The sequence below is a fragment of the Kluyvera sp. CRP genome (assembly GCF_019930565.1).
Classification (GTDB): domain Bacteria; phylum Pseudomonadota; class Gammaproteobacteria; order Enterobacterales; family Enterobacteriaceae; genus Kluyvera; species Kluyvera georgiana_A.
This window is the reverse complement of record NZ_CP082841.1, coordinates 1,683,958-1,699,117: the sequence shown is the minus strand read 5'-3', so window position 1 is coordinate 1,699,117 and position 15,160 is coordinate 1,683,958. Positions and strand designations below refer to the sequence as shown.

21 protein-coding genes are annotated in these 15,160 nt (G+C 55.3%); 11 read left to right on the top strand and 10 right to left on the bottom strand.

Translation table 11 applies throughout. The features are described 5' to 3' along the window. Positions 1 to 13 precede the first annotated feature (13 nt). The 3 genes from K7B04_RS07990 to rplU form a co-directional block, all read right to left on the bottom strand. On the bottom strand, positions 14 to 979 hold the full coding sequence (locus K7B04_RS07990) for a DMT family transporter (protein ID WP_223803791.1): 966 nt from the start codon (positions 977 to 979) through the stop codon (positions 14 to 16). 113 nt (positions 980 to 1,092) lie between these two features. Then, positions 1,093 to 1,350, bottom strand: coding sequence for a 50S ribosomal protein L27 (rpmA, locus tag K7B04_RS07985; protein ID WP_064541895.1), 258 nt, complete (start codon positions 1,348 to 1,350; stop codon positions 1,093 to 1,095). 19 nt (positions 1,351 to 1,369) lie between these two features. Continuing rightward, on the bottom strand, positions 1,370 to 1,681 hold the full coding sequence (rplU, locus tag K7B04_RS07980) for a 50S ribosomal protein L21 (RefSeq protein WP_003025032.1): 312 nt from the start codon (positions 1,679 to 1,681) through the stop codon (positions 1,370 to 1,372). A gap of 256 nt (positions 1,682 to 1,937) precedes the next feature. On the opposite strand from rplU, the gene ispB reads away from it, so the two are divergent. After that, positions 1,938 to 2,909 carry an octaprenyl diphosphate synthase gene (gene ispB, locus K7B04_RS07975; protein WP_167574952.1) on the top strand — a complete coding sequence of 324 codons (972 nt, stop codon included), beginning with the start codon at positions 1,938 to 1,940 and terminating at the stop codon, positions 2,907 to 2,909. A 187-nt stretch (positions 2,910 to 3,096) separates the two neighbouring features. After that, positions 3,097 to 3,369, top strand: a complete 273-nt coding sequence (sfsB, locus tag K7B04_RS07970) for a DNA-binding transcriptional regulator SfsB (protein ID WP_163447783.1) — start codon at positions 3,097 to 3,099, stop codon at positions 3,367 to 3,369. Positions 3,370 to 3,418: 49 nt separating this feature from the next. On the opposite strand, the gene murA is transcribed toward sfsB, so the two are convergent. The 7 genes from murA to mlaF all read right to left on the bottom strand — a co-directional run bounded on the left by murA (position 3,419) and on the right by mlaF (position 8,241). Then, positions 3,419 to 4,678 (bottom strand): UDP-N-acetylglucosamine 1-carboxyvinyltransferase, encoded by a 1,260-nt coding sequence (murA, locus tag K7B04_RS07965; RefSeq protein ID WP_163447782.1) that lies wholly within the window; start codon positions 4,676 to 4,678, stop codon positions 3,419 to 3,421. Positions 4,679 to 4,743: 65 nt separating this feature from the next. Further along, positions 4,744 to 4,998, bottom strand: a complete 255-nt coding sequence (gene ibaG / locus K7B04_RS07960) for a BolA family iron metabolism protein IbaG (protein WP_064541877.1) — start codon at positions 4,996 to 4,998, stop codon at positions 4,744 to 4,746. 137 nt (positions 4,999 to 5,135) lie between these two features. Beyond that, a complete protein-coding gene (gene mlaB / locus K7B04_RS07955; protein ID WP_223803790.1) occupies positions 5,136 to 5,426 on the bottom strand; it encodes a lipid asymmetry maintenance protein MlaB in 291 nt (96 codons plus the stop codon). Further along, positions 5,426 to 6,061: a phospholipid-binding protein MlaC gene (gene mlaC, locus K7B04_RS07950; RefSeq protein ID WP_223803789.1), complete on the bottom strand. Its 636-nt coding sequence runs from the start codon at positions 6,059 to 6,061 to the stop codon at positions 5,426 to 5,428. The genes mlaB and mlaC overlap by 1 nt, the downstream gene beginning before the upstream one ends. Positions 6,062 to 6,079: 18 nt before the next feature. Further along, complete coding sequence (gene mlaD / locus K7B04_RS07945) at positions 6,080 to 6,634, bottom strand: outer membrane lipid asymmetry maintenance protein MlaD (protein ID WP_163447779.1); 555 nt, start codon at positions 6,632 to 6,634, stop codon at positions 6,080 to 6,082. A gap of 4 nt (positions 6,635 to 6,638) precedes the next feature. Continuing rightward, positions 6,639 to 7,421 (bottom strand): lipid asymmetry maintenance ABC transporter permease subunit MlaE, encoded by a 783-nt coding sequence (gene mlaE / locus K7B04_RS07940; RefSeq protein WP_163447778.1) that lies wholly within the window; start codon positions 7,419 to 7,421, stop codon positions 6,639 to 6,641. A 7-nt stretch (positions 7,422 to 7,428) separates the two neighbouring features. Continuing rightward, the gene (mlaF, locus tag K7B04_RS07935; RefSeq protein ID WP_163447777.1) at positions 7,429 to 8,241 is read right to left on the bottom strand and encodes a phospholipid ABC transporter ATP-binding protein MlaF; all 813 of its coding nucleotides are present in this window, start codon (positions 8,239 to 8,241) and stop codon (positions 7,429 to 7,431) included. Positions 8,242 to 8,429: 188 nt separating this feature from the next. Here mlaF and K7B04_RS07930 point away from each other — a divergent pair, with 188 nt between their 5' ends. The 9 genes from K7B04_RS07930 to ptsN are packed head-to-tail and all read left to right on the top strand — an operon-like array spanning position 8,430 to position 15,147. Continuing rightward, the gene (locus K7B04_RS07930; protein ID WP_167574951.1) at positions 8,430 to 9,404 is read left to right on the top strand and encodes a calcium/sodium antiporter; all 975 of its coding nucleotides are present in this window, start codon (positions 8,430 to 8,432) and stop codon (positions 9,402 to 9,404) included. A 14-nt stretch (positions 9,405 to 9,418) separates the two neighbouring features. Further along, a complete protein-coding gene (gene kdsD / locus K7B04_RS07925; RefSeq protein WP_163447775.1) occupies positions 9,419 to 10,405 on the top strand; it encodes an arabinose-5-phosphate isomerase KdsD in 987 nt (328 codons plus the stop codon). A gap of 15 nt (positions 10,406 to 10,420) precedes the next feature. Beyond that, positions 10,421 to 10,987, top strand: coding sequence for a 3-deoxy-manno-octulosonate-8-phosphatase KdsC (gene kdsC, locus K7B04_RS07920; RefSeq protein ID WP_167574950.1), 567 nt, complete (start codon positions 10,421 to 10,423; stop codon positions 10,985 to 10,987). Continuing rightward, positions 10,984 to 11,559: an LPS export ABC transporter periplasmic protein LptC gene (gene lptC, locus K7B04_RS07915; RefSeq protein WP_163447773.1), complete on the top strand. Its 576-nt coding sequence runs from the start codon at positions 10,984 to 10,986 to the stop codon at positions 11,557 to 11,559. The genes kdsC and lptC overlap by 4 nt, the downstream gene beginning before the upstream one ends. Continuing rightward, a complete protein-coding gene (lptA, locus tag K7B04_RS07910) occupies positions 11,528 to 12,082 on the top strand; it encodes a lipopolysaccharide ABC transporter substrate-binding protein LptA (RefSeq protein ID WP_064541847.1) in 555 nt (184 codons plus the stop codon). The genes lptC and lptA overlap by 32 nt, the downstream gene beginning before the upstream one ends. A 6-nt stretch (positions 12,083 to 12,088) precedes the next feature. Then, the gene (gene lptB, locus K7B04_RS07905; protein ID WP_064541846.1) at positions 12,089 to 12,814 is read left to right on the top strand and encodes an LPS export ABC transporter ATP-binding protein; all 726 of its coding nucleotides are present in this window, start codon (positions 12,089 to 12,091) and stop codon (positions 12,812 to 12,814) included. Between the two features lie 45 nt (positions 12,815 to 12,859). Next, positions 12,860 to 14,293 (top strand): RNA polymerase factor sigma-54, encoded by a 1,434-nt coding sequence (rpoN, locus tag K7B04_RS07900; RefSeq protein ID WP_223803788.1) that lies wholly within the window; start codon positions 12,860 to 12,862, stop codon positions 14,291 to 14,293. Between the two features lie 22 nt (positions 14,294 to 14,315). Continuing rightward, the gene (hpf, locus tag K7B04_RS07895; RefSeq protein ID WP_064541841.1) at positions 14,316 to 14,603 is read left to right on the top strand and encodes a ribosome hibernation promoting factor; all 288 of its coding nucleotides are present in this window, start codon (positions 14,316 to 14,318) and stop codon (positions 14,601 to 14,603) included. 55 nt (positions 14,604 to 14,658) lie between these two features. Next, positions 14,659 to 15,147 carry a PTS IIA-like nitrogen regulatory protein PtsN gene (ptsN, locus tag K7B04_RS07890; protein WP_035891171.1) on the top strand — a complete coding sequence of 163 codons (489 nt, stop codon included), beginning with the start codon at positions 14,659 to 14,661 and terminating at the stop codon, positions 15,145 to 15,147. Positions 15,148 to 15,160 lie beyond the last annotated feature (13 nt).

The window sequence follows — 15,160 nt, the reverse complement described above, 5'->3', positions numbered from 1 at the left end:
TACTCTCCGTAAATCATTCGCCTGCGCGGGGTAACGGAACAACCGCTTCACGCTTACGCCACCGCCCCCAAAGACGATGACCAATGGCGGAATACATCGCGCCCGCAACCACGACAAACGCACCGAGGTAACCTAAAAGGTTCAACATCGGTCTGGCGAAGAAATCGGGCCAGGCCATTGATAATAAATCTGAAAATAACAGAGTGAACAGCGGAGTCAGTGTGACTAACGCGCTCACCTGTGCCGCCTGCCAGCGCGCCATGGCTTCCGCCAGCGCCCCATAGCCGACCAGTGTGTTCAGACCACAAAAGATCAGACAGGCTAACTGCCAGTCGCTCAGTTGCCCGATAACCTCAGGCTTCGCTAACGGCAGTAGTGCAATCGTACATAAAGTGTACAATAAAAAGAGGATCTGCTGTGACGCCATCCGCCGCAATAACACCTTTTGCGCGACGCCGTAACTCACCCAGACCATCGCCGCACCGACACCAAAGATAACGCCCCAGGTGTAATCGGTCAGGCGGGTAAAAATTTCGATCAGGCTGGTGTTAAAGAACATCACCAGCCCGCAAATCAGCATGGTCGCGCCAATAATCTGCGTACCGCGCATCTTCTCTTTGAGGATAAAGACGCTTGCTACCATCATACCAACGGGAGAAAGCTGGCCAATCACCTGTGACGCCGTTGGGCTAACATACTGAAGCGATGAGCTAAACAGCACGAAGTTGCCAAACAGCCCGCCGGTGGCGATCAGCAGCAGTACCAGCCAACGCGGGTCACGGAAGAGCCGCAGGGACGGCAGCTTGCGCTTCCAGGTCAGGATGAGCCCCAGACCACAGCTCGCCATCAGAAAGCGGTAGAAAACGACGGTAGGCGGTTCCATGACTTCCAGAACCTGCTTCATCGCAATTGGCAATGCTCCCCAACAAACCGCCGTGGTGAGCGCCAACACAATACCTATGCCCGCCTGTTGCTTCATACCGGATTTCCTACCCTGAAACAGCGCTACAGACCATCATTTACCTGGCGTCGAATGTAAAAAGCCCCGCAACGTGTTGCGGGGCTTTTATCCGTTACCGGGACGCGAATAACTTATTCAGCAACGATGCTGATATATTTACGGTTATTCGGACCTTTAACTTCAAATTTCACTTTACCGTCTGCTTTAGCAAACAGAGTGTGGTCTTTGCCGCAACCAACGTTGGAGCCAGCGTGGAATTTGGTACCACGTTGACGAACGATGATGCTACCAGCCAGAACTGTTTCACCGCCGAAGCGTTTTACGCCCAGACGTTTAGCTTCTGAATCGCGACCGTTACGAGTCGAGCCGCCAGCCTTTTTATGTGCCATTTAATCTGCTCCCCTTAACTTAAGCGCTGATGCCAGTGATTTTCACATCAGTGAACCACTGACGATGGCCCTGCTGCTTACGGTAGTGTTTACGACGACGAAACTTAACGATTTTAACTTTCTCGCCACGACCATGAGCAACAACTTCAGCTTTGATAACGCCGCCATCAACGAAAGGAACGCCGATTTTGACTTCTTCACCGTTTGCGATCATCAGAACTTCAGCGAATTCAACAGATTCGCCAGTTGCGATGTCCAGCTTTTCCAGGCGAACGGTCTGACCTTCGCTTACTCGGTGTTGTTTACCACCACTTTGGAAAACCGCGTACATATAAACTCCGCTTCCGCGCACATCTTCGTGTGATTCAGAGTGCGCTATAAATATTCACAATAGGGCGCGAATATTACGCAAAACGCGAGCCTTTGACAAGTGCTACCATCAATAGATGCAGAAAAAAAACACAACGCGCACGGCAACGTTTATCTGTCGCGTTTTTTCAGTACAATCGTAGCTACAACTCTAACGTAAAACCTTCGTTATCCCGTATGGATAAGTGGTAAACAGGACATTAAGCCCGGCTTTTGCGATGAATTTACAAAAAATCAATGAGTTAACCGCGCAGGATATGGCGGGAGTCAATGCGACGATTCTTGAGCAGCTCAACTCGGACGTCCAGTTGATCAACCAGCTAGGCTATTACATCGTTAGCGGTGGCGGAAAACGGATTCGTCCTATGATCGCCGTGCTGGCCGCCCGTGCCGTTGGCTATCAGGGGAACGCCCACGTCAAGATTGCCGCGTTAATCGAATTTATTCATACCGCGACGCTCCTGCATGACGACGTCGTTGATGAGTCCGACATGCGCCGCGGCAAGGCCACAGCCAACGCCGCCTTTGGCAACGCGGCCAGCGTGCTGGTTGGCGACTTTATCTATACCCGCGCCTTCCAGATGATGACCAGCCTCGGTTCGCTGAAGGTGCTGGAAGTCATGTCTGAAGCGGTCAACGTCATTGCAGAAGGTGAAGTCCTTCAGCTCATGAACGTCAACGATCCGGACATCACCGAAGAGAACTACATGCGTGTGATCTACAGCAAGACCGCGCGTCTGTTCGAAGCCGCCGCCCAATGTTCCGGTCTGCTGGCTGGCTGTACGCCGGAGCAGGAAAAAGGTTTACAGGATTATGGCCGCTACCTGGGTACCGCCTTCCAACTGATCGACGACCTGCTCGACTACAGCGCCGATGGCGAAACGCTGGGGAAAAACGTTGGCGATGACCTCAACGAAGGCAAACCAACGCTGCCGCTGCTGCATGCCATGCGCAACGGCACGCCGGAACAAGCGCAGCTGATTCGTGGCGCTATCGAACAAGGTAATGGCCGACATCTGCTGGAACCGGTGCTGGAAGCGATGGCCGCCTGCGGCTCGCTGGAATGGACACGCCAGCGTGCCGAAGAAGAAGCCGATAAAGCGATTGCCGCCCTGGCGCCGCTGCCTGATACCCAATGGCGCGATGCGCTTATTGGTCTCGCTCATATGGCTGTCCAACGCGATCGCTAATCCCTCTCCCGCGCAATGCGCGGGAAAGCTCCCAAAAACTCCAGATAACGTTATTAAGCGCCTGTAAATTGACGTTTTCCTAATTTATCATAACTTATACGAACTTTTTAGAATCTTCCTGGAAAGAACGTTACAGTACATTCCTCATCCAACATGACGATTTAAACTGCGCTCTCAGGGAGGAAGTATGGATAAATTAATCGACTGGCACCCGGCGGATATCATTGCCGGGCTGCGCAAAAAAGGCACTTCAATGGCCGCAGAATCACGCAAAAACGGCCTGAGTTCATCAACACTCGCCAATGTACTCTCACGCCCCTGGCCTAAGGGTGAAGTGATTATTGCGAAAGTGCTGGAGACGGAGCCATGGGTAATTTGGCCGTCACGATATCACGATCCGGTCACCCATGAGTTTATCGATAGAACGCAGGCGATGCGCCAGCCAAAGAAAGATGAATAGCGAGGGAGAACGCCCCCCTGGCCCGGAGGGCGTTTAACAACGGCGGCGATTACTCGCCTTTTACGCGTTCGATATTGGCGCCGAGCGCGCGCAGCTTATCTTCAATGCGTTCGTAGCCGCGGTCAATGTGATAGATGCGGTCAACGATAGTGGTGCCCTGAGCAATACAGCCCGCCAACACGAGGCTTGCGGATGCGCGCAGGTCGGTTGCCATCACCTGCGCGCCAGAGAGCTGCTCAACGCCGTGACAAATCGCGGTGTTGCTTTCGATTTCCGCACGCGCGCCCATACGGATCAGTTCCGGAATGTGCATGAAACGGTTTTCGAAGACCGTTTCCGTGATCACGCCGGTTCCTTCCGCTACCATGTTCAGCAGGGTGAACTGCGCCTGCATGTCGGTCGGGAACGCCGGATGCGGCGCAGTACGCACGTTCACCGCTTTCGGACGTTTGCCGTGCATATCAAGGCTAATCCAGTCTTCGCCGACTTCGATATCCGCACCGGCTTCGCGCAGCTTGGCCAGCACCGCATCCAGCGTATCCGGCTGGGCGTTGCGGCAGACAATTTTGCCGCCGGAGATCGCCGCCGCCACCAGGAAGGTGCCGGTTTCAATACGGTCAGGCAGGACGCGATACACGCCGCCGCCCAGGCGTTTCACGCCTTCGATGGTGATGCGATCGGTACCCTGCCCGGTCACTTTCGCGCCCATCGCGTTCAGGAAGTTCGCCGTATCGACGATTTCCGGCTCGCGCGCGGCGTTTTCAATGACAGTGGTCCCTTCCGCCAGCGTTGCCGCTGTCATAATGGTGACGGTCGCGCCGACGCTGACCATATCCATAACGATATGCGCGCCTTTCAGACGACCATTGACGGACGCCTTGACGTAACCTTCTTCCAGCTTAATTTCCGCGCCTAACTGCTCAAGACCAGAGATGTGCAGGTCGACCGGACGCGCACCGATAGTGCAACCACCCGGCAGAGAAACCTGACCCTGGCCAAAACGCGCCACCAGCGGCCCCAGCGCCCAGATAGAGGCGCGCATGGTTTTCACCAGGTCGTAAGGTGCACAGAATACGTTGACCGAGCCGGCATCAATCCATACAGAACCGTTACGCTCAACCTTCGCACCCAGCTGCGTCAGAAGCTTCATGGAGGTGTCGACATCTTTCAGCTTCGGTACGTTCTGGATCTCTACCGGGTCTTCTGCCAGCAAAGCGGCAAAAAGAATCGGCAGGGCAGCATTTTTGGCGCCGCTAATGGTGACCTCGCCCTGAAGGCGGGTTGGCCCCTGCACACGAAATTTATCCATCAAATCTAATCTCTGTTAAGTATTCACGTTCGCCACCGGGAAAGCGTTACCGCTTTCCCCATGGCTCAAAAACCGTTGAGTTTGCGATCGCGCGCCCACTCTTGCGGGGTATACGCTTTGATCGACAGGGCATGAATGCGGTTGTCCGCAAGATACTCCATCAGCGGGCCATAGATAGTCTGCTGCTTCTTAACCCGGCTCATGCCCTCAAACATCTCACCCACGGCAATCACCTGGAAGTGGCTACCGTCGCCAGAAACGAGAACTTCCTGAAGGGAGAGTGCATTCATCAGCACGGTCTGAATTTCATTATTTTCCATAGGTTCACATTTCATTTGAGAGTGAAAACAGCCCCACATCTTAGAGGAAAGTGGCGCAGTCTTAAACAAGCAAAAAGCCCCATCGTTAAGATTGATGGGGCTTTAGGAACATTAGCAGCAATAACGTGCTGAAATTTTTAAGGGATCATACCTTCAGGCAGATTATACAACCGTTTCAGCGTCGCCACTTTTTCACTCACGCCTTCCAGGCGTACCTTGCGGCCCTTGGCATGAATCAGGTCAACCAGGTGCACTAACAGCGCCAGGCCTGCCGTATCGACGCGGCTAAGGCCATTGAGGTCGATTACCGAAACGCCCTGCGTGGCTTCATTTCTGGCGTCCCACAGGGGCACCAGAAAGTCCTGATCCAGTTCGCCAAGCAGCGTCAGGCGTTCGCCATCGCGCGTCCAGCTAAGCTCTTCAGCCATTATTTTTTCTGTTCCAGGGTGATCGGCTGCGCAGAGATGGATTTCAGCTGTGCGGTCAGGCCATCAATACCTTTGGTACGCAGCAGGTCGCTCCACTCGTTCTGTTTGGTGGTGATCATGCTCACCCCTTCAGCGATCATATCGTACGCCTGCCAGTTACCCGTCTGGGTGTTTTTACGCCACTGGAAGTCCAGGCGCACCGGCGGACGACCGTTCGGGTCGAGGATGGTCACGCGAATAGGCACGATAGTCGCGTCGCCCAGCGGCTGTTCCGGGGCAATCTGGTAGGTCTGGCCGTGGTACATCGCCAGCGCCTGGCCGTATGCCTGCTTCAGGTATTCACGGAAAGCGGCGAAGTAAGCTTCACGCTGTGCCGGAGTCGCATCTTTGTAGTAACGGCCCAGCACCAGCGCGCCGGCGTATTTCACCTGCACGTACGGCAGCAGTTCCTGGTCGACCACGTCGCGCAGGTAGTTCGGGTTAGAACGAATCTTAGGTTGTTCATTCTTCAGACGATCGAACGTTTTCTGCGCCGCTTCGTTCATCAGCTTGTAAGGGTTAGATTGGTCTGCTGCCGTTGCGGCCGTTAGCGGGGCAATCACCAGCATGGCGACCATCAGTAAGCGTTTAAACATGTCGAGTATCTCCTGAGATTAATTCGTCGTGCCAGTTGCAGGCGTCGCCGTATCAGTATGTCCATCTGTGGATTCCTGCGCATCGCCTGAAGTCTTATTGTCGCTGCCTTTGCTGTTATAAAGGAATTGGCCAATAAGATCTTCCAGCACCATCGCCGATTTGGTGTCCTGAATGGTGCCGCCGTCTTTAAGAATAGACGTTCCCAGCTCAGGGTCTTCAAAACCGACGTTCAGCGCCAGATACTGTTCCCCCAGCAGACCGGAAGTGCGAATCGCCAGCGAGCTGGTATCCGGAATGTGGTTGTAGCGATCTTCAATGTCGAGGGCCACGCGAGGTAAATAGGTTTTTGGATCGAGGGTAATGTCCGCCACGCGGCCAATCACCACGCCGCCAATGCGCACCGGCGAGCGCGCCTTCAGGCCGCCGATGTTATCGAAGGTGGCGTAAATGCGGTAGGTTGGCTCTGATTTCATCGACGAAACGTCCGCCGCCTTCAGGCAGACAAACAGTGCCGCCAGCAGGGCCACCAGCAGGAAAATACCGACCCAGATTTCACTCTTTTTCGTTTGCATTCACTCAATTCCCAAACATCAGTGCCGTCAGCACAAAGTCCAGCCCAAGAACCGCCAGCGACGAGTGCACCACGGTACGGGTGGTCGCCCGGCTGATTCCGGCAGAAGTGGGGATTGCATCGTAACCGTTAAATAACGCAATCCATGTCACCGTAATGGCGAAAACCAGGCTCTTAATCAGGCAGTTCACCAGATCGAGACGCCAGTCCACCGCATTTTGCATTGCCGACCAGAAGAACCCGGCATCAATGCCTTTCCAGCTTACGCCAACCAGCGAACCGCCCCAGATGCCCACCGCCACGAAGATAATCGTCAGCAGCGGCAACGAGATGACGCCGGCCCAGAAGCGCGGAGAAATGACCCGGCGCAGCGGATCCACCGCCATCATCTCCAGACTGGAGAGCTGCTCAGTCGCGCGCATCAGGCCAATTTCCGCCGTCAGCGCCGAACCGGCGCGCCCGGCAAACAGCAGCGCGGCCACCACCGGCCCCAGTTCGCGCAGCAGCGACAGCGCCACCAGCATACCGAGACTGGTCTCAGCGCTATAGGTGGTCAGTACCAGGTAACCTTGCAGGCCCAGCACCATACCGATAAACACGCCTGAGACAATGATGATAACCATCGAGAGCACGCCGACGTTGTAGAGCTGACGCACCAGTAAAGGCGCATGCTTACGAAATTCCGGCTTGCCGACAACGGCATTGAATAACATTAACCCAGCTCGCCCAAACGTCGCGATGGTCTTAATCCCGCGATGTCCAAGCGCTGCCAGTGCATTTAACAACATGAGTCGATTATCTCCCTGTGCCGATGAGGTCGCGGCGATAATCGCCCGCAGGGTAACGGAACGGCACCGGGCCGTCGGCAATACCGTCGAGGAACTGACGCACTCGCGGATCGTCGTTTTCCTGCAACGACGTTGCGCTACCGTGAGCGATGATTTTGCGGTCCGCCATAATATAGGCGAAATCGGCAATGCTCAGCACTTCCGGTACGTCGTGGGAAACCACAATACAGGTGACACCCAATGCGCTGTTGAGTTCGGAAATCAGCTTCACCAGCACGCCCATGGTGATCGGATCCTGGCCGACGAAGGGTTCGTCGAACATGATCAGATCCGGTTCAAGGGCAATCGCCCTCGCCAGCGCGGCGCGTCTTGCCATCCCACCAGAAAGCTCGGACGGCATCAATTTAGCGGCGCCGCGTAAGCCAACGGCTTCCAGCTTCATCATTACCGTGCTTTTCAGCAACGGCGCGGGAAGCCGGGTATGCTCGCGAATCGGGTACGCCACATTGTCAAACACGTTCATGTCGGTAAACAGCGCACCAGACTGGAACAGCATGCTCATCCGCTTACGCACGGTATACAGACGAGAGCGCGACATTTGCGGCACGTTCTCGCCATCAAAGAGGATCTCTCCGCTATCCGGGGGGATTTGCCCGCCAATCAGGCGTAGCAGCGTGGTCTTGCCAATCCCCGACGGTCCCATAATCGCGGTAATTTTCCCGCGCGGCACCGACAGCGAGATCTTGTCGAAGATGACCCGACTGCCACGGGTAAACGTGACGTCGTGCATATCGACCAAATTCTCGAGTTTTTGGCTCATAGGCTTACCTTTCCAGGTCCTTAAGAGGAATCATTTCCTGCTTAATTGCGCATTCTTACAGAATCCTAACCGCACGAGTTAACGAAATCTGGCATTTGTTTTACTTTTCCTGCGCATAAAGTCAAAATTAGGAATTCGTTACGTCCAGACGTGCGGACCGACGATTATACCCGAATAAAGGACTTTAGATGCTCTTAGCCACGGCTCTGTTAATTATTGGTTTACTTCTGGTGGTCTACAGCGCCGATCGCCTCGTGTACTCCGCCTCTATTTTATGCCGTGCCCTGGGAGTTCCACCGCTGATTATTGGCATGACCGTGGTCAGCATCGGCACCTCGCTGCCGGAAATTATCGTCTCCGCCGCCGCCTCCCTTCATGGTCAGGTAGACGTTGCCGTCGGGACCGCCATCGGGTCTAACATCGTCAATATATTGCTGATCCTCGGCCTGACCGCACTGTTCCACCCATTTACCGTGCATTCTGATATCCTGCGCCGCGAAATACCGCTAATGTTGGTCGTTAGCCTGCTGGCCGGGTATGTATTGTATGATGGCGAGCTCTCGTTCATGGACGGCGTCTTCCTGATTATCCTGGCAGCCTTGTGGCTGCTGTTTATCATTAAGATAGCGCGTCTGGCCGAACGCCAGGGCAACGACAAATTCACCCAGGAGCAGTTGGCCGAACTGCCGCGCGACGGCTCGTTGCCCGTTGCCTGTTTATGGCTGGGCGTGGCGCTGATTATTATGCCGATGGCGACCCGCATGGTGATTGATAACGCCACGGTGCTGGCGAACTATTTCGCCATGAGCGAGCTGACCATCGGCCTGACGATTATCGCGCTCGGCACCAGTCTGCCGGAGCTGGCGACCGCTATTGCCGGCGTGCGTAAAGGCGAAAATGATATTGCAGTCGGCAATATCATCGGCTCGAATTTCTTTAATATCGCTATCGTTCTGGGTATTCCCGCCCTTCTCGCGCCGGGTACATTTAACCCGCTCGCGTTTACCCGGGACTATGGCGTAATGGTATTGGTGAGCGTGGTCTTCGCCCTCCTGTGCTGGCGTCGTCGCCAGATAGGCCGCGGTGCTGGCTTACTGTTAATCGGCGGGTTTGTTGCGTGGCTGGCGCTGCTCTATTGGGCAACGCCGCTCTTCATCGAATGAATCGGGATAACACTATGTCGCAAATAGATTTGCAGCCAAATTTCGACTTCCAGCAGGCGGGAAGAGAAGTTCTGGAGATTGAACGGGAAGGGCTGGAGCAGCTCGATCAATACATTAATCAGGATTTCAGCAACGCCTGCGAGAAGATCTTCTACTGCGGCGGCAAAGTCGTCGTGATGGGGATGGGCAAATCCGGGCATATCGGGCGTAAAATGGCGGCCACCTTTGCCAGCACCGGCACCTCTTCCTTCTTCGTCCATCCCGGCGAAGCGGCGCACGGCGATTTAGGCATGGTGACACCGCAGGATGTAGTCATCGCGCTCTCTAACTCCGGCGAGTCTAACGAAATTCTGGCGCTGATCCCGGTACTCAAGCGCCTGCGCGTGCCGCTGATCTGCATGACCAGCCGCCCGGACAGCAGCATGGGCCGCGCGGCGGATATTCATCTGTGCGTGAAAGTCCCGCGCGAAGCCTGCCCGCTTGGGCTGGCGCCGACCTCCAGCACCACCGCGGCGCTGGTTATGGGCGATGCGCTGGCCGTCGCGCTGCTGAAAGCCCGCGGCTTTACCGCCGAAGACTTTGCCCTGTCGCACCCCGGTGGCGCACTGGGTCGCAAGCTTCTGCTGCGCGTTAACGATATTATGCATACCGGCGATGAAATTCCGCACGTGAGCGAAGATGCCTCACTACGCGACGCGCTGCTGGAAATTACCCGTAAAAATCTCGGGATGACGGCCATCTGCGATGACAATATGCAGATTAAAGGGATCTTCACCGACGGTGACCTACGACGCATCTTCGACAACGGCGCCGATCTGCGTAGCCTCGGCATCGCCGACGTGATGACGCCGGGCGGGATTCGCATTCGTCCAGGCACGCTGGCGGTCGACGCGCTGAACCTGATGCAATCACGCCATATCACCTGTGTGCTGGTTGCTGATGGCGACCATCTGCTAGGTGTGATACATATGCACGACCTACTGCGCGCAGGCGTAGTGTAATCAAGGATATAAAGAATGAGTAACGCTGTCGCATCGGTCGCCACCTGTTACGGGCCGGTGAGTCCACAATTTATCGCCAGGGCGGAGAAAATCCGCCTGTTGATCCTCGACGTCGACGGGGTGCTGTCCGACGGCCTGATTTATATGGGCAACAACGGTGAAGAGCTAAAGGCCTTTAACGTGCGCGACGGCTACGGCGTGCGCTGCGCCCTCACCTCTGGTATTGAAGTAGCGATTATTACCGGGCGAAAAGCTAAACTGTTAGAAGATCGCTGCGCTACGCTGGGTATCACGCATCTCTACCAGGGGCAGTCGGATAAACTTATCGCCTACCGTGAACTGCTGGCGAAGCTGAGCCTACAACCGGAAGAAGTCGCCTACGTGGGCGATGACCTGATCGACTGGCCGGTGATGGCAGAGATCGGCCTGAGCGTCGCGGTGGCGGATGCGCACCCGCTGCTGCTGCCGCGCGCCGATTACGTCACGCGCATTGCGGGCGGACGCGGTGCGGTACGCGAAGTCTGCGACCTGCTGCTGCTGGCGCAAGGGAAGCTCGACGAAGCCAAAGGGCAATCCATATGAGTAAAACCAGACGTTGGGTTATCATTCTGCTATCGCTGGTCGCACTTGTCCTCATCGGCCTGAATCTCGCCGACAAAGACGACAGCGGCCCGATCGCGGTAAACACTGGCGATCCAACCTATAAAAGCGAACATACCGATACGGTGGTGTACAGCCCGGAAGGCGCGCTCAGCTATCGGTTAATCGCCGAACACGTGGAGTATTTTTCCGATCAGGGTCTGTCGTGGTTTACTCACCCCGTATTGACGACTTTTGATGCCGCGAAGGTGCCAACCTGGTCGATTAAAGCCGATAAAGCCAAGCTGACCAGCGACCGCATGCTGTATCTCTATGGGCACGTTGAAATCAACGCGCTGACAGAAGACGCACAACTGCGTAAGATTACGACGGATAATGCCCAGGTGAACCTGATAACTCAGGACGTTTCCTCTGACGATCTGGTGACGTTATACGGAACAACATTTAATTCCAGCGGCCTGAAAATGCGCGGCAATTTACGCAGCAAGAACGCCGAGCTGATTGAAAAGGTTAGAACTTCTTATGAAATCCAGAACAAACAAACTCAGCCTTAAGCTGGCGCTCGTCGCTTCTCTGCTGGCCGCCAGCCTGCCGGCAATGGCCTTAACCGGCGATACCAATCAGCCGATTCATATTGAATCCGATCAGCAGTCGTTGGATATGCAGGGCAACGTCGTGACCTTCACCGGTAACGTCGTCGTGACTCAGGGCAGCATCAAAATCAACGCCGACAAAGTGGTCGTCACCCGCCCGGCAAACCAGCAGGGTAAAGAAGTGATCGACGGCTACGGCAACCCGGCCACGTTCTACCAGATGCAGGACAACGGTAAGCCGGTGAAAGGTCGCGCGTCGAAGATGCACTATGAGCTGGCAAATGATTTCGTGGTGCTGACCGGCAATGCTTACCTTGAACAGCTGGACAGCAACATCAAGGGCGACAAAATCACCTACCTGGTGAAAGAGCAGAAAATGCAGGCGTTTAGCGACAAAGGCAAACGCGTCACCACCGTTCTGGTTCCGTCCCAGCTACAGGACAAATCCAAGGACCAGGCTCCGGCACAGAAGAAGAGTAACTAATTCGTTATGGCGACATTAACTGCAAAAAATCTGGCGAAGGCCTACAAAGGCCGCCGCGTCGTGGAAGATGTCAGTCTGACCGTCAACTCCGGTGAGATTGTGGGCCTGCTTGGGCCGAACGGCGCGGGTAAAACCACCACCTTCTACATGGTGGTCGGCATCGTGCCGCGCGATGCGGGCAATATCATCATTGATGACGAAGACATCAGCCTGCTGCCACTGCACGCTCGTGCCCGCCGCGGTATCGGCTATCTGCCGCAGGAAGCGTCGATTTTCCGTCGTCTGAGCGTCTACGATAACCTGATGGCGGTGCTGCAGATCCGCGACGATCTCAGTAATGAGCAGCGAGAAGACCGCGCCAAAGAGCTGATGGAAGAGTTCCACATCGAACATCTGCGCGACAGTCTGGGCCAGGCGCTTTCCGGTGGTGAACGCCGCCGCGTTGAAATCGCCCGCGCGCTGGCGGCAAACCCGAAGTTTATCCTGCTGGATGAACCGTTTGCCGGCGTTGACCCGATCTCCGTTATCGACATCAAACGCATCATCGAACACCTGCGCGACAGCGGCCTTGGGGTACTGATTACCGACCATAACGTCCGTGAAACGCTGGCAGTGTGCGAACGCGCTTACATCGTCAGCCAGGGGCATCTGATCGCCCACGGGACACCGCAGGAGATCCTGGAAGACGAACATGTTAAACGCGTGTATCTTGGGGAAGACTTCAGACTCTGATAGGGTAGTGGTTATCGACGTTAGCGGGAGATATTCGTTCTGAACATGAAGCAAGGTTTGCAATTAAGGCTCAGCCAACAGCTTGCCATGACGCCCCAGTTACAGCAGGCCATTCGTCTGTTGCAATTGTCTACGCTGGAACTTCAGCAGGAACTCCAGCAGGCGCTGGAGAGCAATCCCCTGCTCGAGCAAACCGATCTTCACGATGAAGTAGAGACTCAGGAAACCGTCGATAACGAAACGCTGGACAGCGTAGACGCGCTGGAAAAGCCGGACATGCCCGAAGAGCTGCCACTTGACGCCAGCTGGGACGAAATCTACACCGCCGGAACTCCTTCCGGTACCGGGGCGGACTATCAGGACGACGAACTGCCGGTTTATCAGGGTGAAACCACCCAGTCACTTCAGGATTACCTGATGTGGCAGGTAGAGTTAACGCCGTTTACCGATACCGACCGGGCGATCGCCACGTCGATCGTCGACGCGGTGGATGACACCGGCTACCTCACCGTCACCGTCGAAGATATCCGCGAAAGCATCGGCGACGACGAAATTGGCCTGGACGAAGTGGAGGCGGTACTTAAACGCATCCAGCGTTTCGATCCGGTCGGCGTAGCCGCCAAAGATCTCCGCGATTGTCTGCTGATCCAGCTGTCACAATTTTCAGCAGACACGCCGCGTCTGGATGAAGCGCGCCTGATTATCAGCGATCATCTCGATCTGCTCGCTAACCACGATTTCCGCTCGCTGATGCGGGTCACCCGCCTGAAAGAAGACGTACTGAAAGAAGCGGTCGATCTGATCCAGTCGCTGGATCCGCGCCCGGGCCAATCGATCCAGACCGGTGAACCGGAGTATGTGATTCCGGACGTACTGGTGCGCAAGGTCAACGATCGCTGGGTGGTCGAGCTGAACGCCGACAGCATTCCGCGTCTGCAGATTAACCAGCATTACGCGGGCATGTGCAACAACGCCCGCAACGACGCCGACAGCCAGTTTATCCGCAGCAACCTGCAGGAAGCCAAATGGCTGATCAAGAGTCTTGAGAGCCGCAACGATACGCTGCTGCGCGTCAGCCGCTGCATCGTCGAGCAACAGCAGGCCTTTTTCGACCTTGGCGAAGAGTACATGAAACCGATGGTGCTGGCTGACATCGCCCAGACCGTCGAGATGCACGAGTCCACCATTTCGCGTGTTACCACGCAGAAGTATTTGCATAGCCCACGGGGCATTTTCGAGCTTAAATATTTCTTCTCCAGCCACGTCAGCACCGAGGGCGGCGGCGAAGCCTCGTCCACGGCCATTCGGGCGCTGGTTAAGAAATTGATTGCCGCGGAGAATCCCGCGAAACCACTGAGCGACAGTAAGCTGACCACCATGCTCTCTGAACAGGGTATCATGGTGGCAAGGCGCACCGTTGCAAAGTACCGAGAGTCTTTATCCATTCCGCCGTCTAACCAGCGTAAACAGCTGGTCTGACACAACTGATAAGGAAGACACTATGCAGCTCAACATCACTGGACACAACGTCGAGATCACCGAGCCGATGCGCGAATTCGTGACCACGAAATTCAGCAAGCTGGAGCAGTATTTCGAGAGGATCAATCAGGTCCATATTGTGTTAAAGGTGGAGAAACTGACGCACATCTCGGATGCGACATTGCACGTGAACGGCGGCGAACTTCATGCCAGCGCGGAAGGGCAGGATATGTATGCCGCCATCGACGGTTTGATCGATAAACTGGCGAGACAGTTAACCAAGCACAAAGATAAACTAAAACAACATTGATTGTCCGAGCGATCGCCCGATATGCCTGCATATCGGGCGATGCTTAGGTGAAATTATGACAAATAACGATTCGGCTCTACAACTGAGCAATGTCCTTAACCAGGAATGTACCCGCAGTGCTGTGCACTGTCAGAGTAAAAAACGTGCGCTGGAAATCATCAGCGAGCTGGCGGCGAAACAGCTTAGCCTGCCGCCGCAGGTGGTGTTCGAAGCCATTCTGACCCGTGAAAAAATGGGCAGTACCGGCATCGGCAACGGCATCGCCATTCCTCACGGCAAGCTCGAAGAAGATACGCTGCGTGCGGTCGGTGTGTTCGTGCAACTCGAAACGCCAATCGCCTTCGACGCTATCGACAACCAGCCAGTCGATTTACTCTTTGCGTTGCTGGTGCCGGCCGACCAGACTAAAACCCATCTGCATACGCTTTCCCTGGTGGCAAAACGTCTGGCAGATAAAACCATTTGCCGCCGCTTGCGCGCCGCGCAGAGCGACGAAGAGCTGTATCAAATCATCACCGATACGGAAACCCACGATGATGCGTAATGGACATCACATC